We start from the raw sequence: 21,304 nt of genomic DNA on the forward strand, positions 1-21,304 counted from the left end.
AGACTCCCAGCTATTACGTAGTTTGAATAAGCAAGTTGACGGAAAATCTTTCAAGCGCTGCATTGAGCGGTATTTCCCGGTCATTCATCGCGACAACGTCAGAAAAGAGCCCCTTCCAGTGAGTACCGGAATCGGCAAACGGCACCACAATCCGCGTGTCGCCCCAATTGGCAGCATTAATCAATGGAGTTTGTGCAGTACCCAATAGTTCACTGCTTATGCGTGGGACTACTATGATTGCGCGCACTCCTTGCGTCTCTCGGGCAAACGCCATCACCTGATCAGCGTGGCTGCCCTTTATTTCCAGAGGGATATATTTCCCCTCGCTGAACAGTGTTGGATGATCGGCCCGCAGGTTCAATACCCTGGCAATCAACGCCTGTTTGATTCGGCCATCCTGCCAGTGCTCCAGCAGTTCAGCTGCGCTGGTGTCTTGTGCCAGCGACTTCTGCCTGGCTGCATAATCCACTGGACGCCGGTTGTCCGGGTCTACCAGGCTGAAATCCCAATACTCGGTGCCCTGATACAAATCGGGGACGCCCGGTGCTGTCAAGCGTAGCAAGGTTTGCGCCAGGCTGTTGAGCGCGCCCGCGGTAGCAATACGATTGGCGGTTGCGCTCAACGACTGACGAAGCCCCAGTGCTTCCGGAGCAAGCAGAAGCCGCTGGAGGAACTCGCGGCAAGCTGTTTCATAGGCCTGATTCGGGGCGCTCCAGCTGCTGTGCAGTTTTGCCTCGCGCAAGGCTTTTTCCTGCCACTGGACCATACGTTGTGCATAGGCTTCGTGAGCGGCTTCGCCTTCCAGATCCAGTGGCCAGCTGCCCAGCAGGGCCTGGTAAAGCATGAGTTCGTCGCCTGCGCTGATCGCAGACTCTTCACCCTTGAGGGGGATAGCCAGCTGTCTCCAGCGCTCGACCTGTTCTGCATACCACGGGGCGCATTCGCTCAGCACAGCAAGGCGCGTGCGAGTGTCTTCGCCACGTTTGTGATCGTGTGTCGCAGTGGTCAGCAGGTTGTCAGGGAATTTCTCCAGACGCTCAAGGCAAACCTTATGGAAATCCTCGACCGGCGCGCTGAAATGCTGCGGATGAAACCCCACATCGTTGCGCGACAGCAGTACTGCGGAACGATAGAACGAGGTGTCTTCAACCGACTTGGCAGCAACGGGGGAAGTCAGTTGCTGGAACCTCACGCATGCATTCTTGTACAGCTTGCGCAGATGGCCGCGAGGCAGTTTGCGCCACGATTCTCCGCCCAGCCAGCGTGCCAGATAGTCCAGCACCGGCCAGTCACCTTCATTCAAGGTGGTACGAGCGCCTTCCATTGCCTGTTGGAAGTAATGGTCATCCTGCTCGGACCGGCCGCATACCGAAATGTAGGTGCGATAGATAGGGAAGTTCACAACCAGCGCCAGCAACGCACGGCGGATCGCCCCCAATGTCAGGTCACGGCTCATCAGGTCGCTACGAGCGACTTGCAACAGAGATTGCGCGACGTTCTCGAAGTCACCTGCCAGGGTGCCATGCAGCACCAGATCGCGGGCAATCAGCACTTCTTGATCAAAGTCGGCGGTGCGCTCGGACAGGCGGCTCCACAGCTCGCCCAGCGGTTCATGGCCCTTGGGGTCATGCTGCAGCAACGAGACCTGATTCATGAACTCGTAACCGGTGGTGCCATCGACAATCCAGTCTTCGCGCAGCGGTTCGTCAGGGCCCAGAATTTTTTCGACGAAGATCGGCAAATGTTCGATCTGCGCTTCGGCAGGGCGTTGCTTCAACAGGCTCTTGACCCGGCGATGCAGCTTGCGGCCATAGCCTCGCGGGTTGGCCAGCCCATCGATGTGATCGATGCGCAAGCCATCGACCAGACCGTCGGCGACCAGTTGAAAGATTTTCCCGTGAGTGGCTTCGAACACCTGCGGGCGCTCGACCCGCAGGCCACCCAGCTCGTTGATGTCGAAAAAACGCCGCCAATTGATGTCATCGCCGGCAGTACGCCAACTGGCCAGACGGTAGTGCTGGCGTTCCAGCAACTGATGCAGGCGCTTGAAGCCCTCGGGTTGGCTGGAGTCGAAGTACTCGAAGATGCCCTCGATGCCTTTCAGAACCTGCGCATCCTTTGCAAGCTCGGCCAATTCTGCCTTGGCCTGACGCGCCCGCTCATAAGCCTGAGGGAATTGCGCGAGGGCGGCGAAGCGTTCGCTCATTTCCTTCAACTGCGGGTGGTCGACTGACTGAAGCAGTGAATCATAGGTCAGTGGGCAGATCGGGAAGTGATGCTGATAATGCTCGATATAAAACGAACCCTGCTCGGCGTTGAAGCGCAGCGGAATTTCTCCGGCCTGCAACACCGTGCCGTAATCACTGCTCAGGAACGGCAGCAGCAACTGTCCTTCCAGCAACGGATCTGGCGAATTCCACTGGATATCGAAGAAGTCTGCATAGGGGCTGCGACGCCCCCATTCCAGCAAATCCAGCCACCACGGGTTGTCGGCGCCGCCAACGGCCATGTGGTTGGAAACGATATCGAGAATCAGCCCCATGCCGTGCTCGCGCAAGGTTGCCACCAGACGCAGCAGGGCGGGTTCGCCGCCCAGTTCGGGGTTGATGACTGTCGGGTCGACCACGTCATAGCCGTGCATCGAACCGGCACGCGCCTTGAGCAGCGGTGAGGCGTAAATGTGACTGATCCCCAGGCTGGCGAAATACGGCACCAGCGGCACCGCGTCGTCCAGCGTGAAATCCTTGTGGAATTGCAGGCGTTGGGTCGCACGCAAAGGCTGTAGTGGACGTTTCATCGGTCACGCTCCGCAGCTTGCAGCCGGGATTGGGACAGCAATTCCAGTCGTCGAGCAGCATTCGGGTTGTCTAGCAAGGAGGCCGCATTGCCGGGAAGGCGTCTGCGCCAGTTCGGGTGGCTGTCGATGGTGCCAGGCAGGTTGGCCTGTTCCTCGACGCCCAGCGCATCTTCCATTGGCAGCAGTACCAGCGGCGCGCGGGTGTGGCCGATGTAGCGCGTGCTCGCATCGATGATCTGATCCGGAGCTTCGCTGTCGGCTGGCAAATCTTCGACGCTCTGGCTCAATGCACGGCGCAAGCTCTGGGATTCTCGCAGGCGTTCTTCACGCCATTGAGATTCGTGCTGATCGTCGATGTGGCCCAGTCGGGCATTCCATTCGATATCCAGCTCGCTGAGCCAGCCTGCCAGCGTTGGCAAGTCGTGAGTACTGGTAGTGGCAAGCGCCTGGTCGGACCAGTCGAGAACAGGTTTGAACTGGCCGTTGTTCTGTTCGAACAACAGCACGCGCATGCCCAGAATGGCCCGCGCGCTTAGCTTGTCGCTCAGACCCTCGGGCACTGTGCCGAGGTCTTCACCCAGCACGATTGCCTTGTGCCGCCAGGATTCCAGGCTCAACAGCCGCAGCATGTCATCCAGCGGGAAATTCAGATAAGCCCCTTCACTGGGCGGCGAGCCCTGCGGAATGACCCACAGACGTTGCAGGCCCATGACATGGTCGATACGCAGCCCGCCCGCATGTGCAAAGTTGGCACGCAGCATCTCGATGAAGGCACGGAAACCATTGCGTTTGAGGCCGTCCGGAGAAAACGCGGAAATCCCCCAGCTTTGCCCTGCACGGTTGAGAATATCGGGCGGAGCGCCGACTGTCAGAGCCGACAGTAGCTCATCCTGACGACTCCAGGCCTGACTTCCCGCGCCATCGGCACCCACCGCCAGGTCGGCGATCAGGCCGATACGCATGCCGCTGCTGCGTGCGGCATCCTGTGCGCGCTCCAGGCCTCTTGCGATGAGCCATTGGGCGAAGGCATGAAAGCTGATCTGCTCGCCATGAGTCTTGGCAAACTCGGCCACGGCAGCGCCGCGTGGGTCCTTGAAGCGGTCCGGCCACTCATGCCAGTTATTGCCGATAGCCAATGTCGACGACTCTGCAAGCAACGCCTCGAAGCGGCAGTGGTTTTCCAGCGCTTCACCGCCACTGTGACGGAAGCTGTTGAAGTCCTCATGCAAGGGGTGATCGCTCGCACTGAACGCATCGTAAAGTGCATGAAGCGCCTTCCATTTGGCAGAGGCAGCGGCAGGCCAGTCAATCAGCGACAGCGACTCAAGACGCTTCATTTCTTCGCCAACACCGGCATCTTCGATCGCCTGACGCCACGCGCGCGCGCCAAGGATGGCGCCGGGGGAGGCATACAGGCTGTTGAGGAACAGGCGGCTCGATGGCGAATAAGGGCTGTAACGGTGTGTGTCATTGGCAAACATCGCATGGATAGGGCTGATGCCTAAAGCATCGGCACCTCGTTCGCCAGCAGAGCGCACGAGCGTCTCGAGTGCCTCGGTGTCGCCAAAACCGCCATCACCTTCTCGACGCAGGCTATAAAGCTGAGCCGTCAGGCCCCAGCCGCGAGGCTTGTCTGCCTGGGTGGCCATTGCCATGCTGTAGCAAGTCTTTGGTGCAACCGCGATGGTCAAGTGCTGCCCGGCAATTTCCAGCTGTTGGTAACCGGGCGGTGCCAGTGCAGGCAATTCGCCATTTGCCGTCAGCCTTGCATCCATTGACGCGCCATCTTCGAGGTGCAAGGTGAAGGGCGTTTCCGGCGCAAACCATTCTGACAGGTTCAGATTAGTGTCCTGATCCACCGTCAGCAGTGGCGGGGCGCTGCTGCCGTGACTGGCGTTTTGCAAACGTTGCAGGCTGGCGTCAATAGCCTCGCCGCTTTCAGCCGGGTAGCCCAGCGCTTCGAGAACCTTGCGCAGTACATCGGGGCTTACGGTCTGTGGCCGAGCGTTGGCGTCGACCCAATGCACCGACAAGCCTGCTTCCGTCGCAAGCCTCTCCAATTGCTCATTGTTCATCCTGTTCCTCCAGAACATCACTTGCTTTCAGGCTGACAATGGCCGTGTATGGATTGAGGATGCCTTGCGAGGAAAGTTCGGACGATTTATCGGAGCTAGAGAAAATCAGGCGGCTCTCTGGCGGCAGGGTCACAGCGACGGCTGTTTCACTGAGGTTCAGGTCGATGCGCAGAACACTGCCATCGCCCATCGTCCATCGAGCGCTGACCGCCTTGTCGCCCAAAATGTCGGTTTTCAGGAAGTGTGCGCCTGGCAGCCGCGGGATTATTTCCTGATGACGCAGGGCCAGCAGCATCGCGTAAAAGTCGACCCAGCTGCGGTGATCCAGGCCGATATCGGTTTCCAGGTCCACTGCGGCAAAGGCCGGGCGCGATGCCTCGAAGGTCTTGATATCGTTGGGGTCAGGAATATGTTCACGCTTTTCCGGGTCTGCAAACGCCGCGAAGTCGGCAAATTCCTTGCGACGACCTTCACGTACCGCGTCGGCCAGTTCGCCGTGGTGGCTGGTGAAGAACAGAAAGGGCTCGCTCGCTGCCCACTCGTCGCCCATGAACATCAGGGGGATCATCGGTGAGAGCAGCAGCAGGGCGGTCGCCGCTTTCAGCGCGGCAGGCGAGCACAGCTGTGGCAGGCGCTCGCCCAGTGCGCGATTACCGATCTGGTCATGATTCTGCAAAAACAGCACGAAGGCGCTTGGCGAAAGGTGCCCGCTGGGCTCGCCACGCGTGTGCCCGTGACGAGTGGCTTCACCCTGGTAGACAAACCCCTCGCTCAGCAGACGAGCGAGTTTTTGCGTCGGCTCTTGGGCGAAGTCCGAATAATAGGCATCGGTCTCGCCGGTCAGCAGCACGTGCAGGGTGTTGTGCCCGTCATCGTCCCACTGTGCGTCGAAGCCCTTTTCGAGCAGGCTGGCCTGGTTGAATTCGTTTTCCAGGTTCAACCACACATGCCTGGACGGTTCTATCTGCCCTCGAACCCTGTTGGCGAACTCAGGCAGAAAGGTTTCGTCGCGTATGGCGTGTACGGCATCCATGCGCAGCCCGTCGATTCTGTATTCGAGCAACCACATCAGTGCGTTGTCGACGAAAAAGTCGCGTACTTGCGGGCGTCGGAAATCAATCGCATCGCCCCAAGGCGTGTGCAGGTCACTGCGGAAGAATTCTTTGGCGTAACTACCCAGGTAATTGCCGTCCGGACCGAAATGGTTGTACACCACATCCAGAATCACCATCAGACCCAGGCCGTGGGCAGTGTCGATCAGGTGTTTGAGCTGTTCCGGCGTGCCGTACGAGGACTGCGGTGCGTAGTGAAGAACGCCGTCGTAGCCCCAGTTTCTGTCGCCAGGAAACTGCGCCAGCGGCATCAGTTCGATAGCAGTGATGCCCAGCTCTGCGAGGCGTGGAAGATGTTTCTCGACGCCGGCGTAGCCACCCATCGTGCCTACATGCAGCTCATAGATGACAGCCTCATGCCACGGACGGCCGTTCCATGAGGTGTTTTGCCACGAATAGGCGTTCGGGTCGACGACGACACTGTGCGAGTGCACGTCGTCGGCCTGCGAGCGTGATGCCGGGTCTGGCACTTCGAGCGTGCCATCGACTTTGAAGAGGTATCGAGTACCCGCCTTGCAGCGGGTTTCAAGAACGAACCAGCCTTGCGGCTTCGGCTCCATGGCCAAAGACTGGCCATCCTGCAGTTCAACGCTTACCTGTGAAGCATCCGGTGCCCAGAGGGCAAACCGGGTGTTTTCGGAGTCCAACAAAACGGCGCCGTGGCGCCAGTTATCGTCTGTACGCAGGGGCATCCATTAATCCTTAACCTAGTAGTTGCTGGAAATACTCACATTTTTCTTCAACAGGTCACGGTACAGCTCTGCGTAAGGCTCTACAGCCTGGTGCCAGTTGAAGGGAGCGGCCATGGCACGGCAGCGCATGGCATTGAGTAGCTCCGGGTATTGAAAAACGTGAAACGCGCGATTCAACGCGCCGATGTAGCTCTCGACCGTGGATTCATTGAACAGGAAGCCAGTGACGCCATCCTCGATGGTGTCTGCCAGGCCGCCGGTATTGCGTGCCACAGGTAACGAGCCGAAGCGTTGTGCGTACATCTGGCTGAGGCCGCACGGTTCATAGCGCGAAGGCATCAGCAGAAAATCGCTGCCGGCGAACATGCGTCGAGCGTCGGTTTCATTGAAGCCGATACGCACACCGATGCGCCCCGGGAAACGAGCAGCCAGTTCGCGCATCGCTTCTTCTTCCTCGGGCTCGCCACGGCCGATGATCGCTATCTGGCCGCCGTTGTTGACGATGTGTTCGGCGACGCCAATGGTCAGGTCCAGGCCCTTCTGAAAAACCAGTCGTGAGACAACGGCAAACAGCGGGCCGGAGGAGGCGTCAAGTTCGAACAATTCGCGAACGTAGTCGGCATTGATTTCCTTTCGCGTCCACTCATTGGGCGCGAAATGGCAGATCAGGTGTTCATCTGTCGAGGCATCCCAGCTTTCATCGATTCCGTTGGGGATTCCGCTGAGTTGGCCTTTGTCGGCCTTGCTTTGCAGAAAGCCTTCCAGCCCGCAGCCGAACTCAGGCGTGGTGATTTCCTGGGCGTATGTGGCGCTTACAGTGGTGATGTGGCTGGCGAACGCCATGCCGGCCTTGATGAACGACAGCTGGCCGTAGAATTCCATGCCTTCCGGCGTGATCGCTTCATCTGGAATACCCAGTTCGCGACTCGAAGCGGTGCTCACAGTCCCTTGGTAGGCCAGGTTGTGAATGGTGAAGATGCTGGGGGTGGTCTGCCCGCGCCAGCGCATGTAGGCAGGCGCCAGGCCCGCTGGCCAGTCATGCGCGTGCACCAGTTCAGGACACCACTGGCTTTTTACTTCGCCGGCCGCGAACTCTGCAGCTGCAAGGCCCAGACGAGCGAAACGGATATGGTTGTCCGCCCAGTCGCGGCCAGTGCTGTCGGCGTATGGCGTGCCCTCACGCTCGTACAGTTCCGGGCAGATCAGCACATAAATGACGAGGCCGTCCTTCATGTCCATGCGACCGACCTTGCAAGGCGGCAGTGCGGCGTGTCCGCCCAGCTGGCTGATGATGTGAATCGGGTTCCCGCTATTAATAACCTGCGGATAGCCTGGAATCAGAACACGTACATCGTGCAGGTGGCGCATGGCTCGCGGCAGCGCGGCAGACACATCACCCAGGCCTCCGGTCTTCACCAGGTCAGCCAGTTCCGATGTTACAAAAAGCACTTTACGCCTGTTGACCTGAGACAAGGCCGGTTTGACAGGCGAAGCCGGCAGTTGCAGCGATGGAAGGCTGCTGGCAGTGAAGACAGGCAGATGAGTCAGCTCGCCAACTGGCTGGTTAAAACTCTCTCCCTTCTGGGTTTTGACAGCGGCGCTAATCATCGATTTTTCCCCTTAAAACAGTCTTGGTGCATCACTTAGATTTTTATTGGCCATTTCCTATGGCCGGGTACACATACGTGCATTACGCAAGATCAATACCCGTTTCGAGCTTGCGTAATGACAAAGCGGCGTGATGTCGCCATAACCGGATGTCAGCCAATAGCATAGATGCTCTATTCACCTGACAGGGGCGTTTTGGAGAAGTTTCGAGTTTTTTATCGCTGAATGTCTGGAACGGGCTTCGCAGCTGCTATCACAGTCATGCTGCAGGCTGCAGCCCGTCGGACGCTGCGCTCTTTCGGGGCAGAATGGCGTGCCGAGAGTGTGCATGACCGGTCGTCGGATCGTTCGACAATCCCTGTCAAATACCTCGTTAGAAGCCTGTTTGCACGGTCCGTGGAAAATGCAGTGAGTCTGGTCGGTGCATGACGCCCTTTCTCGGTGCGTCTGGCGGTTAATCTTTTATGCTTCTGAGACGTTTCCTACGGTTGCGCTGGAACATTTTAAGGTGGAGCAGGATAGAATCGGGTCATACGTATTAGACAGTCTGCTCGAGTTGATGAGCTGGCCTGTGACTGATTTCACTGAACGACGCTGATCGAATTGACGAGGATGGAAATGGAAGCCCCCGAGGTGCTGGTGCTGCAAGCGAGTTACACAAATCCTGTTCACGCCGAGGCGATTGGTTTTGTATTGAATGAGTATTCAATGGATGTGATGGGCACAGGCCGGCCTCTGTCGACTGATACCCGCCAGCAACTGGCTATCGAGCTTGCCAAGCGCCCGCATGCGTTCAGTGTGCTGGCGTTCATTGCCGGGCAGCCGGTCGGGCTGGTCAATTGCTTTGAAGGTTTTTCAACCTTTGCCTGTCGCCCGCTGGTCAACATTCATGACGTTGCAGTCATTTCCCAATATCGGGGGCTTGGTATCAGCCAGAAAATGCTGCTTAAAGTAGAGGACATCGCCCGTCAGCGGGGCTGCTGTAAATTGACGCTGGAAGTTCTGGAAGGCAATGAAGTGGCGCAGGGCGCTTATAAAAAGCTCGGCTTTGACAATTACCAGTTGAGCCCTGAGATGGGTCGTGCGATGTTCTGGCAGAAGTCGCTTTAGCCGTGCAGGTGCATGAGCAACGCGCGCGGTGGCATGTTGCAGGCAGGGTCGGAGGCGGGGAGTGGTGATAAGGTCAGGCGGGCAAGCCGGCGTATCGGGCTTGCCACGGTGCGGTTTGAATGGCAGCACAGCCGGAGTCAGGCGTGAATCATGGCGCCGGGGGCAGACAGCTGGGATTGCTGCAGCATCAGGTTCAGGTGAGCGACCTTGCGCTGGAGCTGATCACGCTCTTCTTTCAATAAACGCAACTCGTCGCGACGGATCGTGACATACAGGGTTTGTGGTGCAAGTGCTGGTAGTAAAGTACCCATTGCTCACCTCGCAAATGGCGGATTAAACCTCAGAAAGGTCCGTGGCAATGACTTTCGATCCGTGAGCGTCGTTGCTTACCCTCTCTATCGGCACTGATTTTGATTTCTTTTGCATCTTTTTGGAACTTTTTTCTTTTTAATTGTCGCGAATGTTTCTCGATCACGACAAAATGCACCACCGGAGGGCGTTAGGCGTCTTCACTGTTCCTCCAAGGGAACCGACGTTCCGCCTCGCTTGACTAACCAGCATGCTCACATTCTGTCGATGCGCTGTACGGCAGGTGAGGCACCTTTTTACGATTTGGGAGCACCTTCATGCAACTTGGGATTATTGGACTGGGCCGTATGGGCGGCAACATCGCACGGCGTCTTATGCTAAACGGCCACACCACCGTGGTGTATGACCGTGATGAGGCCTCGCGCAGCGCCCTGGCCAATGAAGGGGCGACTGCCGTTGCCGACCTTGCCGAAATGGTCGGCGCGCTCGACAAGCCTCGCGCAATCTGGGTAATGCTTCCCGCTGGCGCTCCTACCGAGGACACCATTCAGATACTCAGCCAGTTGCTTGATGCCGACGACGTGATCATCGATGGCGGCAACACGTTTTACAAAGACGATATCCGTCGTGCACAAGAACTGACCGAGAAGGGCCTGCACTACGTCGATGTAGGAACATCCGGCGGCGTGTGGGGCCTCGAGCGCGGCTATTGCATGATGATCGGCGGTGAAGATGCCGTTGTACGGCGCCTTGACCCTTTATTCGCGACTCTCGCACCGGGCGCCGGGTCGATCGAGCGTACCAAGGGCCGTGTCTCTACAGACGACCGTGCCGAGCGTGGCTATATTCACTCGGGCCCTGCTGGTTCGGGTCACTTCGTGAAGATGATCCACAACGGTATCGAGTACGGGATGATGCAGGCCTTTGCCGAAGGGTTCGATCTGCTCAAGCAGAAGAACTCCGAGCACTTGCCGGCGGAGCAGCGTTTTGACCTGAACACCGCTGACATCGCCGAAGTGTGGCGTCGCGGCAGCGTGGTCTCATCCTGGTTGCTGGACCTGACTGCCGATGCACTGGCAACAGACCCACAACTGGATGCATTCTCGGGTTCGGTTGCCGACAGCGGCGAAGGGCGCTGGACCATCGAGGCTGCCATCGAGCAGGCAGTGCCGGTTCCTGTGCTGTCCAGTGCGTTGTTTGCACGTTTCCGCTCGCGTCAGACCAGCTCGTATGCAGACAAGATGCTGTCCGCCATGCGCTTCGGATTCGGTGGCCACAAGGAACCAAAATAATGGGCCTGTCGCGTGGCACTGCCGAGCACAAACCTGAAGTGGCACCACCGACGACGCTGTTTTTGTTCGGCGCGCATGGTGATCTGGTCAAGCGACTGCTGATGCCAGCGCTGTATAACCTGTCGCGCGACGGTCTGGTGGACGAAGGCCTGCACATTGTCGGGGTGGATCACAACGCGATCAGTGATGCCGACTTTGCCAAAAAACTGGAGAACTTCATTCGCGACGAAGCGGCTGGCAAGGTCGCCGAAGGTGGCAAGGATCCACTCGATCCTGCGCTCTGGAGCAAGCTGGCCGAGCGCATCAGCTATGTGCAGGGCGATTTTCTGGACGACTCTACCTATCAGGACATCGCCAGCAAAATCGAGAGCACGGGCACCGCGAATGCGGTGTTCTACCTTGCCACGGCGCCGCGCTTTTTTAGCGAAGTCGCCCAGCGTCTGGGCTCCTCGGGTTTGCTGCAGGAAGTGGATGGCGGTTTTCGTCGTGTCGTCATAGAAAAACCGTTTGGCTCCGACCTGGCCAGTGCCGTTGAGCTCAACGGTTGCCTGCTAAAGGTCATGAGCGAAAAACAGATTTACCGGATCGACCATTACCTCGGCAAGGAAACGGTGCAGAACATTCTGGTAAGCCGTTTCTCCAATGGCCTGTTCGAATCGTTCTGGAGCAATCACTACATCGACCACGTGCAGATTACTGCGGCGGAGACGGTCGGTGTCGAAACACGCGGCAGTTTCTACGAGCATACCGGGGCGTTGCGTGACATGGTGCCTAATCACCTGTTTCAGCTGCTGGCAATGGTCGCGATGGAGCCTCCTGCAGCGTTCGGTGCCGATGCCGTTCGCGGCGAGAAGGCTAAAGTGGTCGGGGCCATTCGGCCCTGGAGCGAAGAGGATGCGCTGGCTAACTCGGTTCGCGGCCAGTATTCCAGCGGCAAGATGGCCGAAAAGGATGTTGTCGGCTATCGCCAGGAAGATCGTGTCGAGCCTGACAGCACGACCGAGACCTACGTTGCGCTCAAGGTAATGGTCGACAACTGGCGTTGGGTCGGCGTGCCGTTCTACCTGCGTACAGGCAAGCGCATGAGTGCGCGCAGTACCGAGATCGCTATCTGCTTCAAGCCAGCACCCTACGCGCAATTTCGCGACACCGAGGTAGACCGGCTGAAGCCTAACTACCTGCGCATCCAGATTCAGCCGAATGAAGGCATGTGGTTCGATCTGTTCGCCAAGCGCCCCGGCCCTACGCTGGACATGGAAGACATTGCACTGGGCTTTGCCTACAAGGACTTTTTCGAGATGCAGCCTTCAACCGGCTACGAAACCCTCATCTATGACTGCCTGACCGGCGACCAGACGCTGTTTCAGCGTGCCGACAACATCGAGAACGGCTGGCGCGCAGTGCAGCCTTTTCTTGACGCCTGGGCCAAGCAGCCGCAAGTGCAGTTGTACGAGGCTGGCAATGACGGCCCCGCTGCCGGTGAAGAGCTGCTGAGTCGCGATGGTCGTGAATGGAGAGCGCTCAATGTCTGATGCATCTTCGTCGTCTGTGCAATTTCTCATGTCTGACATCGATGGCACCTTGCTGCGTCGCGACCATAGCCTTAGTCAGGCCAACATCGAAGCGATCAGCCGTTTGCGTAAGGCCGGTATTCATTTCACCCTTGCCAGCAGTCGCCCGCCCAGGGCCATGCGTCAAGTCATCGAGGCGCTGGGCGTCGACCTGCCAACCGTGGCGTTCAACGGTGGCACCATCACCCATCCCGACGGCAGCCTGCTGGCCGCCCATCGCATTGATCGGAACGCAGTCGAGACGTGCCTTGATCTGTTCTCCGGCGAGGACGTCGCTGTCTGGGTGTTCGCTGATGATCAGTGGCTGCTGCTCGACCCCGAAGCTGATTACGTCGATCACGAGCGCGATGCCCTTGGGTACGATTATGTACAGGTCACAAGCTTCGAGTCCTACCTGGACCGCGTCGACAAGATCGTCGCCGCCAGCGCCGACTTTGAACTGCTCAAGGCTCTTGAGGCCCGGCTCAATCCGCAGATAGAAGGGCTGGCTCTGGCGGCTCGTTCGCAGAAATACTATCTGGATGTCACAGCGCTGGATGCCAACAAGGGAGCTGCGCTGGTAGCGCTGGCGGATTATCTCGGGGTTGATCTGTCACGTACAGCAGCCATCGGCGACGGCGGCAATGACGTTGCGATGTTTCACCAGGCCGGTGTGTCAATTGCCATGGGTCAGGGCGAGCAGACAGTCAAGGGACAGGCTGACCATGTTACTGATAGCAATGAGCAGGACGGTGTTGCCAAGGCTATCGAACGTTACATTCTGCCAGCCTGAGTGCGCGAGGTATCGACCATGAGGGAGCAGGGCGGTCGAGGTCCGGACTTGTAACGAACCATCATCAAGACGGGCATTTCTGAATGGCTGCACTGATTGAAGACTACGCATTACTGGGCAACTGTCAGACTGCGGCGCTGGTCGCCCGGGATGGTTCGCTGGACTGGTTGTGTTTCCCTCGCTTTGATTCCACTGCCTGTTTTGCAGCGCTGCTGGGCAGCGAGGAGAACGGGCGCTGGAAGATTGCACCGACCGCCGAGGTGCTGTCCGTCGAGCGTCGCTATCGCGAAGGTACGCTGATTCTCGAAACCGTTTTCGAGACCCGTGACGGGCGCGCGATGCTGGTCGATTTCATGCCCATGAATACCAGTGGTCACGTTGTGCGCATCGTTGTTGGCTTGACCGGAATGGTCGAGTTCGGCGTCGATCTTGCCATCCGCTTCGATTACGGCAGCAGCGTGCCTTGGGTCGAACGCAAGGATGCACATACCTTGACTGCAGTTGCCGGGCCGGAAATGCTGGTATTGAGAAGTCCGGTCGCTCTGCACCCGCAGGATCATCATACCGCCAGCCATTTTCGGGTGGGCGAGGGTGAGCGCAAGGTCTTCACCCTGGCGTATCAACCTTCTTTCGAACCTCTGTGCGCGGACATCGACGCTCAACAAGCGCTGGAGGCTACTGCAGCGTACTGGCACGAATTTTCTGACCGGTGTCCCGATGTGGGGTCATGGACGCCGCAGGTCAAGCGCTCTTTGATCACCCTCAAGGCCATGACCTACGCGCCTACCGGCGGCATTGTGGCAGCGGTGACCACTTCGTTGCCTGAACAGCTTGGTGGTGAGCGCAATTGGGATTACCGCTACTGCTGGTTGCGTGACGCCACCATGACGCTGCTGGCATTCATGAATCTGGGGTATTACGAAGAAGCAACTGCCTGGCGCGACTGGCTGCTGCGGTCGGTTGCCGGAAATCCTGAGCAGATACAGATCATGTATGGCGTGGGTGGGGAGCGTCGCTTGCAGGAGTACGAATTGCCCTGGCTGACCGGCTATGAGCATTCGCTGCCGGTACGGGTTGGCAACGGTGCGGCCAGCCAGGTTCAGCTGGACGTGTACGGCGAGGTCGCAGACGCCATGATCCAGGCGCTCAGAAGCGGCATGACGCAGCATCCGCGCAGTGTGGCCATTTCCAAAGTGGTCATGCCCTATCTCGAGAAGATCTGGCACCTGCCTGACGCCGGTATCTGGGAGATTCGCTCCGAGCCGCGTCATTTTACCCATTCGAAAGTCATGGCCTGGGTGGCGTTTGATCGTAATGCCACCCAGATCGCCCAGGCTGCCGATGACGATGAAGACCTTGCCCTTGCGCAGCATTACCGCAAGGTGGCAGACGACATCCATGCCGACGTCTGCCGCAACGGTTTCAATGTCGATCTTGGCAGTTTTGTGCAGACTTACGGCTCAACTGAAGTCGACGCCAGCCTGTTGCAGATTGTCCTGACCGGGTTCCTGCCGCCCGAGGACCCGCGTGTCGTCGGGACTGTCGCACAGATAGAGCGCACGCTGATGCAGGACGGTCTGTTGTTGCGCTACGACAATGAGCGCAGCGTTGATGGTGTTGCGGGTCGCGAAGGGACGTTTCTGGTGTGTTCTTTCTGGCTGGCTGATGCCTACGTGCTGCTGGGGCGTGCCGACGATGCCGCCAAACTATTCGAGCGTTTATGCGGGCTGTGCAATGACGTGGGGTTGCTGGCTGAACAATATGATCCGAAGGGCGGCCGTATGCTTGGGAACTTCCCTCAGGCGTTCAGCCACATAGGCATTATCAACACGGCATTGAACCTGCATCGGTCGGTGTGTCCTGCGCTGGCTAGAACGTCGAGTGAGCTGAAGGGCGTATGACCGGCTAGTTAGGGCCGGCTTTTCGAAAGGTCAGATTGATGCGCTGCTCACCCAGCAATGGGTGTTCAGCCTGTTTGACTGGCAGGATGCCGTGGAAGCGCAGGCGGTCTTCACCGCCCCAGACCACGACATCCCCGTGAAACAGCGAGATACGTAAGGCCTTGTCGCTACGCAGCAAGCCGCCGAACTGGAAGATCGCCGGGATGCCCAATGACACCGATACCACTGGCCAGCGATGATCATGCTCATCCTTGTCCTGATGGAGGGACATCTTCGCGCCGGGGATGTAGCGGTTGATCAGGCACGCATCTGGCGTAAAGCCCGGGTAGCCTGCTTTAAGCGCGGCGCTCTGGGCGAGTTGCATGAAGGCGTCCGGCATTGCAGACCACTTGCTGCCGGTCTGCGGATCCGTTTCGCTGTAGCGATAGCCATGCCGGTCGGTTATCCAGCCCAACTGTCCGCAACTGCTCAATGCAGCAGACATGCTCAAGCCTCCCGGGGTCAGCATGTGACGAAAGGGCGAGTGGGTCACGGTTGCCTGAAGGTCTGCCAGCAGCCGGGTGATCACTGGCAGTGCAAAACCGCGGAGCAGCCATGTTCCTGGCCCGAGCTGTTCGTCGCCACCGGCCTGAGGTGTCTGGTCGGCAAATAGATCGAAGTTGGCGGGAGTATCACCTTTGCGCTGCATGATCGACTCGGGTACTTGTGAATGTCAGAGTGCCTTGCTGACCTTGACGTCGGTAATCTGATCGTCGCTCTGGTCGTGCATTTTCTTCAGGGCTGCCTCTGCTTCCTCGATAGAGGCAGTCTGTAATTGCGCAAACTCAAAGCGGCGTTCGCCATTGAGCTTGTAGCTGACAGCGAATTTGGTCGTGCGTGGTGCTGTAGTGTTCACAGTGACTCCTTGCATCATCCCAGTCGCGAGGTCGAGCGCCGGACGATTTTGATCTTGTGGGTGAAGGCCGGTTTGCGCCCTGCGTTGGTGTCTACCTTGCGGCCTGCGGTATCGATCGTAATGTTCCAGAAACCATCGCTTGGTGCCGCGATCTTGGCTGGAAATGTATCGAATGCGCCGCCATGGTAGGTGTGCCGACCGCCGTTCTTGAAGCTGCGGAAATTCGCGTCGTTCATCAGGCGAATGTTGCAGGTCTGAGAGCACTCGATAACGACCAGGTCGTCCTCGTTGAGATGCTCACGCTGGTGTACGAATTTCATGACGGGCTCCGAAAAGGGGTTTTTCTGAAAAATCAAAACGATAGCATGCGACGCCCCTGATTTGACGTGTAGCACACTAATTTGCCGTGTTTCTCGCAAAAAATGTTCGTCTCGGGATTTAATTGCTCTGAGGCTTGTCGTAGCACCTTTATTTGGAGGCTTTGTATGAAACTGGCTGCTGTAGTAGTCCTGGCTCTGGCAATGACTGGCTGTGCCACGGTGAATGACATCGAACATACACTCCCCACCATGAGCGTGATGTCGGGCAAGAACCCCCAGGAGTATGCGGACTGTTTCGCCGGCAAGATCAGCAGCAGTCGCAAGCCGCCACTTATCGAGCCTCGCCATGATGGACTGCGAGTGATTGTTGCGCAGAAGCTCAGCAAGGCGCCGGCGGCAGTCGTGGACATCGAGACGCGCTCGGGTGGCAGCACGATCAAGGTGTACGAGCGACTTTCCAATGTTCCGATTCGTTTCAGGGACGTGCAGAACGCTGCCGAGGCGTGCATTTCAGGCTGATCGCCTGAACTTGAATGGCGCCGCCCCATTCTGTTCGGACAGGGCGGCGGGCAAAAATTACTTGCAGACCACCAGCACGCTGCGGCTTTTGTAGTTGCCCACGTCTACGCCGAGAGTCTTATCTCTTTCGGCAGGCTGCGGTGTGCCATCTGTGCCAACAATTTCGTAGCCGGTGCCCGCGCAGGATGCATCGGCTTTTTCGTAGCAACTGGCCCAGGACATCGCTTCGCCCGAGCAATCGATGCTAAGCCCCTGTTTACCGTTTTTAAGGTAAGTATTGGAGGCAGTCGCGCAACCGGTAAGGCCTAGCACGGCAATAATGCAAAGAAGTCTGATCATGTTTTTCGCTTCAAGATAATTTCAGAGGGTATTAAGTCTGGTAGTAGCTGTGTGAATGTTGGACTGATAGCGAGTGCCATCGTTCCGCCATGTTTTTGCATTGCTGTATCAGCTTCGTACCAGCATCGTTCGCCAGTGGAGGCATGCGGATCCCTGGTTTTTGCGTTGTCTTGCCTTGGGCGACCGTCGCTATGTGAAAGAATGTGCGGAACTATCTGGCTTCGTATTCCTCTATGATGGCATTGGACGGTCAGTGGCGGCTCATTGTAAGGTGGTCGCCGCCTGATTAGACTGGCCCGTTAACACCATCAGCCCTTACCAAGGACTTTTATGATCAAGAAATGCTTGTTCCCAGCAGCCGGTTACGGCACTCGCTTCCTCCCGGCGACCAAGGCCATGCCCAAGGAAATGCTGCCGGTGGTCAACAAGCCACTGATCCAGTACGGGGTTGAAGAAGCGCTTGCAGCTGGTTTGACTGAAATCTCGATCGTTACAGGTCGTGGCAAGCGTTCTCTGGAAGACCACTTCGACATCAGTTACGAGCTTGAGCACCAGATCAAGGGCACCGACAAGGAAAAATACCTCGTTGGTATTCGCAAGCTGATTGACGAGTGCAGCTTTGCCTACACGCGTCAGACCGAAATGAAGGGCTTGGGTCACGCTATTCTGAGTGGTCGTCCGCTGATCGGCAACGAAGCATTTGCCGTAGTGCTGGCAGATGACTTATGCGTCAACCTTGAAGGCGATGGCGTGCTGGCGCAGATGGTCAAGCTGCACAAGCACTACGGTTGCTCGATCATCGCAATCCAGGAAGTCGATCCTTCCGAAACCAACAAGTACGGCGTGATAGCCGGTGAAGAGATCAAGCCAGGCTTGTTCCGCGTCACCAGCATGGTCGAAAAGCCGAAGCCTGAAGAGGCTCCGTCCAATCTGGCGATCATCGGCCGTTACATTCTGACTCCGGACATTTTCGAGAAGATCGAACAGACCGAGCCAGGTAAAGGCGGTGAAATCCAGATCACCGACGCACTCATGAAGCAGGCTGCTGAAGGCAATGTACTGGCCTACAAATTCCAGGGCACACGCTTTGACTGCGGCGGCGCCGAGGGCTACATCGAAGCGACCAACTTCTGCTTCGAACACTTCTACAAAGCTGGCAAAGCGCACTGATCTCTGATCGTTAGCGTTTTGGACAAAGCCACCTTCGGGTGGCTTTGTCATTTCTGACAGGCCGCCAAGCGGTTATGCTGTGCTTCTGCCGAGGAGATTTCAATGGCCTTTGATTTTGATCTGTTTGTAATTGGTGCGGGTTCGGGTGGTGTCAGGGCGGCACGCTTTGCGGCCGGGTTCGGCGCGCGCGTAGCGGTTGCCGAGAGCCGTTATCTGGGCGGCACCTGCGTCAATGTAGGGTGCGTGCCCAAAAAACTGCTGGTCTATGGCGCGCATTTTTCCGAAGACTTCGATCATGCCAAAGGGTTTGGCTGGTCGCTGGGTGAGGCGAGCTTTGACTGGTCCACCCTGATCGCCAACAAGGACCGCGAGATCAGTCGTCTTAACGATATATATCGCAAATTGCTGGTCGATAGCGGCGTCACGTTGCTGGAGGGGCATGCGAAGATCGTTGGTCCACAGCAGGTCGAGATCAATGGTCAGACCTACAGTGCCGAGCGCATTCTCATTGCCACGGGCGGTTGGCCGCAAGTGCCTGATGTGCCTGGGCGCGAACATGCCATCACCTCCAATGAGGCGTTCTACCTCAAGTCGCTGCCCAGGCGCATAGTGGTCGTTGGCGGTGGTTACATCGCCGTGGAGTTTGCCTCGATTTTCAACGGTCTGGGTGCTGACACCACGCTGGTCTATCGAGGTGAGCTGTTTCTGCGTGGCTTTGATGGCGGTGTGCGCACCCATCTTCACGAGGAGTTGCTCAAACGTGACATGACGATCCGCTTCAATAGCGATATCGAGCGCATCGACAAACAACCGGATGGCAGTTTGCTGCTTTCCATGAAGGGTGGCGGCACGCTGGAGACTGATTGTGTTTTCTATGCGACGGGCCGTCGGCCGATGCTGGACAACCTTGGCCTCGACAGCGTCGATGTCAAGCTGGACGAGCACGGTTACATCAAGGTCGACGAGCATTACCAGACCAGCGAGCCTTCCATTCTGGCCCTTGGCGACGTTATCGGTGGTGTGCAACTGACGCCGGTGGCGCTGGCTGAGGGCATGGCGGTCGCGCGTCGCCTGTTCAAGCCTGAGCAATATCGCCCGGTAGACTACAATCACATCCCAACAGCGGTTTTCAGTCTGCCGAACATCGGAACCGTCGGCTTGACCGAAGAAGATGCGATCAAGGCGGGTCATGATGTGCAGGTATTCGAAAGCCGTTTTCGGCCGATGAAACTGACGCTGACCGATGATCAGGAGCGCACGTTGATGAAACTGGTTGTTGACGCGAAAACCGATCGGGTGTTGGGTTGCCATATGGTGGGGCCGGACGCTGGCGAAATCGTGCAGAGCCTGGCAATCGCCATCAAGGCTGGCGCAACCAAGCAGGTGTTCGATGACACGATCGGCGTGCACCCGACGGCTGCAGAAGAATTCGTCACCATGCGTACGCCCGCCAAGCGATAAAAAGGCGCAGCACCCGGAGTTCAGGATGGGCTCCGGGATAGAGGCTTGAACGGACGGATCCCTTAGTGAACAGAGAAAACCCTTCGGCGAAGATGCCTCTGCATCCGGCCAGACACAATCGAAATGCCGCCCGGCCCATTGATGTGCTGCGTGAAAGCGAGCGTCAGTTCAGAACGCTTGCTGACAACATGAGCCCACTGGCGTGGACCGCCAGCCCCGGCGGGCAGATCCAATGGTACAACGAGCGCTGGTACGCCTACACCGGAGCGACGCTTGAGGCCATGAACGCGCTGGGATGGCGTTCGGTTCTTCATCCCGAACATCGCGAGCGCGTAGTCTCGCGACTGCAATACTGTTTTGCGACCGGCTCCATCTGGGAAGATACTTTCGCGCTGCGAGGCAAGGATGGCGCCTTCAACTGGTTTTTGTCGCGCGCGCTGCCTATGCGTGACGCCCAAGGACACATCACTCACTGGCTGGGCACTCATACCAACATCACCGCCCAGGTCAATGCCGAGGAGGCGCTGCGCGAGCTCAATGAAAGTCTGGAGTTGCGTGTTGCCGAGCGTACCCGTGAACTGGCAAAGACCAATGAGCTGTTGCAGGTTGAAATTGCAGAGCGAGCTCAGGCAGAAGAGGTGCTGCGTCATGCGCAAAAAATGGACGCCATCGGTCAATTGACGGGCGGCATAGCTCACGACTTCAATAATATGCTGTCCGGAGTGCTCGGCGCTCTCGAGATGATCAGGATGCGCGTGGGGGGTGAGCGATTTGCCGAAGTGGAACGTTACGTGGATGCGGCAGTAAGTTCCGCTAATCGGGCTGCTGCACTGACCCAGCGGTTGCTCACATTTGCCCGTCGTCAGTCACTCGATGTCTGTGCGGTGGATGTCAATTGCATGGTGCTCTCGATGGAAGCGTTGTTGCGGGGCACTGTCGGCAATCATGCGCAATTACACATTCAGCTGGAGGAGGGTTTGAGCGTTATCCAGACAGATGAGCATCAGCTTGAAAACGCTTTACTGAATCTGGTGATCAATGCGCGTGACGCCGTTTCTGCCGGAGGCTTGATCAGGGTTGGCAGTCAGGCGTTAAGTCTTGCAGCGCCTCAAGGGCTGTTGCCGGCAGGTGACTATGTACAGCTCAGTATTGAAGACAATGGCTGCGGAATTCCCGAAAGCGTCATTGATCGAGTATTCGACCCGTTCTTTACTACCAAGCCTGTAGGTCAGGGTACGGGGCTGGGCTTGTCCATGGTTTACGGTTTCATGAAGCAGAGCGGCGGGCATGTGCAGATCAACAGCTTGCAGGGGCAGGGAACCCGCGTTTGCCTCTACTTGCCTTGTGCGGCAGGCAATTGA

General features: G+C 57.7%; 18 protein-coding genes. 9 read left to right on the forward strand and 9 right to left on the reverse strand.

Annotated elements, in window-relative coordinates; all coding sequences use genetic code 11:
* Window positions 1-13 precede the first annotated feature (13 nt).
* The 4 genes from I9H09_RS11685 to glgA are packed head-to-tail and all read right to left on the reverse strand — an operon-like array spanning window position 14 to window position 8,284.
* On the reverse strand, window positions 14-2,797 hold the full coding sequence (locus I9H09_RS11685; RefSeq protein WP_122346959.1) for a malto-oligosyltrehalose synthase: 2,784 nt from the start codon (window positions 2,795-2,797) through the stop codon (window positions 14-16).
* Window positions 2,794-4,872, reverse strand: coding sequence for a 4-alpha-glucanotransferase (malQ, locus tag I9H09_RS11690; protein WP_122346960.1), 2,079 nt, complete (start codon window positions 4,870-4,872; stop codon window positions 2,794-2,796). Before malQ ends, I9H09_RS11685 begins: the two co-directional genes overlap by 4 nt.
* Window positions 4,862-6,676, reverse strand: a complete 1,815-nt coding sequence (gene treZ / locus I9H09_RS11695; protein WP_024669353.1) for a malto-oligosyltrehalose trehalohydrolase — start codon at window positions 6,674-6,676, stop codon at window positions 4,862-4,864. Before treZ ends, malQ begins: the two co-directional genes overlap by 11 nt.
* Window positions 6,677-6,691: 15 nt before the next feature.
* Entirely contained in the window at window positions 6,692-8,284 is a 1,593-nt protein-coding gene (glgA, locus tag I9H09_RS11700; RefSeq protein ID WP_005894132.1) for a glycogen synthase GlgA, read from the reverse strand.
* 618 nt (window positions 8,285-8,902) lie between these two features.
* Between glgA and I9H09_RS11705 the strand changes: the two genes are divergently transcribed.
* Window positions 8,903-9,394 carry a GNAT family N-acetyltransferase gene (locus I9H09_RS11705; RefSeq protein WP_005894134.1) on the forward strand — a complete coding sequence of 164 codons (492 nt, stop codon included), beginning with the start codon at window positions 8,903-8,905 and terminating at the stop codon, window positions 9,392-9,394.
* A gap of 137 nt (window positions 9,395-9,531) precedes the next feature.
* Here I9H09_RS11705 and I9H09_RS11710 read toward each other — a convergent pair whose 3' ends face one another.
* Window positions 9,532-9,705 (reverse strand): DUF6026 family protein, encoded by a 174-nt coding sequence (locus I9H09_RS11710; RefSeq protein WP_005894135.1) that lies wholly within the window; start codon window positions 9,703-9,705, stop codon window positions 9,532-9,534.
* Window positions 9,706-10,020: 315 nt separating this feature from the next.
* Here I9H09_RS11710 and gnd point away from each other — a divergent pair, with 315 nt between their 5' ends.
* The 4 genes from gnd (at window position 10,021) to I9H09_RS11730 (ending at window position 15,239) form a co-directional block, all read left to right on the forward strand.
* On the forward strand, window positions 10,021-10,995 hold the full coding sequence (gene gnd / locus I9H09_RS11715; protein ID WP_122346962.1) for a phosphogluconate dehydrogenase (NAD(+)-dependent, decarboxylating): 975 nt from the start codon (window positions 10,021-10,023) through the stop codon (window positions 10,993-10,995).
* Window positions 10,995-12,527 (forward strand): glucose-6-phosphate dehydrogenase, encoded by a 1,533-nt coding sequence (gene zwf / locus I9H09_RS11720; RefSeq protein WP_122346963.1) that lies wholly within the window; start codon window positions 10,995-10,997, stop codon window positions 12,525-12,527. The genes gnd and zwf overlap by 1 nt, the downstream gene beginning before the upstream one ends.
* Window positions 12,520-13,338 (forward strand): HAD family hydrolase, encoded by an 819-nt coding sequence (locus I9H09_RS11725; RefSeq protein ID WP_122346964.1) that lies wholly within the window; start codon window positions 12,520-12,522, stop codon window positions 13,336-13,338. Before zwf ends, I9H09_RS11725 begins: the two co-directional genes overlap by 8 nt.
* 83 nt (window positions 13,339-13,421) lie before the next feature.
* Entirely contained in the window at window positions 13,422-15,239 is a 1,818-nt protein-coding gene (locus tag I9H09_RS11730; protein ID WP_122346965.1) for a glycoside hydrolase family 15 protein, read from the forward strand.
* Window positions 15,240-15,243: 4 nt separating this feature from the next.
* Here I9H09_RS11730 and alkB read toward each other — a convergent pair whose 3' ends face one another.
* The 3 genes from alkB to I9H09_RS11745 are packed head-to-tail and all read right to left on the reverse strand — an operon-like array spanning window position 15,244 to window position 16,454.
* A complete protein-coding gene (alkB, locus tag I9H09_RS11735; protein WP_005894141.1) occupies window positions 15,244-15,927 on the reverse strand; it encodes a DNA oxidative demethylase AlkB in 684 nt (227 codons plus the stop codon).
* A gap of 24 nt (window positions 15,928-15,951) precedes the next feature.
* Window positions 15,952-16,134, reverse strand: coding sequence for a hypothetical protein (locus tag I9H09_RS11740; protein ID WP_005894142.1), 183 nt, complete (start codon window positions 16,132-16,134; stop codon window positions 15,952-15,954).
* Between the two features lie 14 nt (window positions 16,135-16,148).
* The gene (locus tag I9H09_RS11745; protein ID WP_005894143.1) at window positions 16,149-16,454 is read right to left on the reverse strand and encodes a DUF1883 domain-containing protein; all 306 of its coding nucleotides are present in this window, start codon (window positions 16,452-16,454) and stop codon (window positions 16,149-16,151) included.
* 165 nt (window positions 16,455-16,619) lie between these two features.
* Between I9H09_RS11745 and I9H09_RS11750 the strand changes: the two genes are divergently transcribed.
* A complete protein-coding gene (locus I9H09_RS11750; RefSeq protein WP_005894144.1) occupies window positions 16,620-16,973 on the forward strand; it encodes a hypothetical protein in 354 nt (117 codons plus the stop codon).
* A 57-nt stretch (window positions 16,974-17,030) separates the two neighbouring features.
* Here the strand turns inward: I9H09_RS11750 and I9H09_RS11755 are convergent, their stop codons facing one another.
* Complete coding sequence (locus tag I9H09_RS11755; RefSeq protein WP_024669348.1) at window positions 17,031-17,312, reverse strand: hypothetical protein; 282 nt, start codon at window positions 17,310-17,312, stop codon at window positions 17,031-17,033.
* A 330-nt stretch (window positions 17,313-17,642) separates the two neighbouring features.
* Here I9H09_RS11755 and galU point away from each other — a divergent pair, with 330 nt between their 5' ends.
* The 3 genes from galU (at window position 17,643) to I9H09_RS11770 (ending at window position 21,304) form a co-directional block, all read left to right on the forward strand.
* On the forward strand, window positions 17,643-18,482 hold the full coding sequence (gene galU / locus I9H09_RS11760) for a UTP--glucose-1-phosphate uridylyltransferase GalU (RefSeq protein WP_005894148.1): 840 nt from the start codon (window positions 17,643-17,645) through the stop codon (window positions 18,480-18,482).
* 102 nt (window positions 18,483-18,584) lie between these two features.
* Complete coding sequence (gene gorA / locus I9H09_RS11765) at window positions 18,585-19,943, forward strand: glutathione-disulfide reductase (RefSeq protein ID WP_024669347.1); 1,359 nt, start codon at window positions 18,585-18,587, stop codon at window positions 19,941-19,943.
* Between the two features lie 65 nt (window positions 19,944-20,008).
* Complete coding sequence (locus I9H09_RS11770; RefSeq protein WP_024669346.1) at window positions 20,009-21,304, forward strand: hybrid sensor histidine kinase/response regulator; 1,296 nt, start codon at window positions 20,009-20,011, stop codon at window positions 21,302-21,304.

Source organism: Pseudomonas tremae (assembly GCF_023278125.1).
GTDB lineage: Bacteria > Pseudomonadota > Gammaproteobacteria > Pseudomonadales > Pseudomonadaceae > Aquipseudomonas > Aquipseudomonas tremae.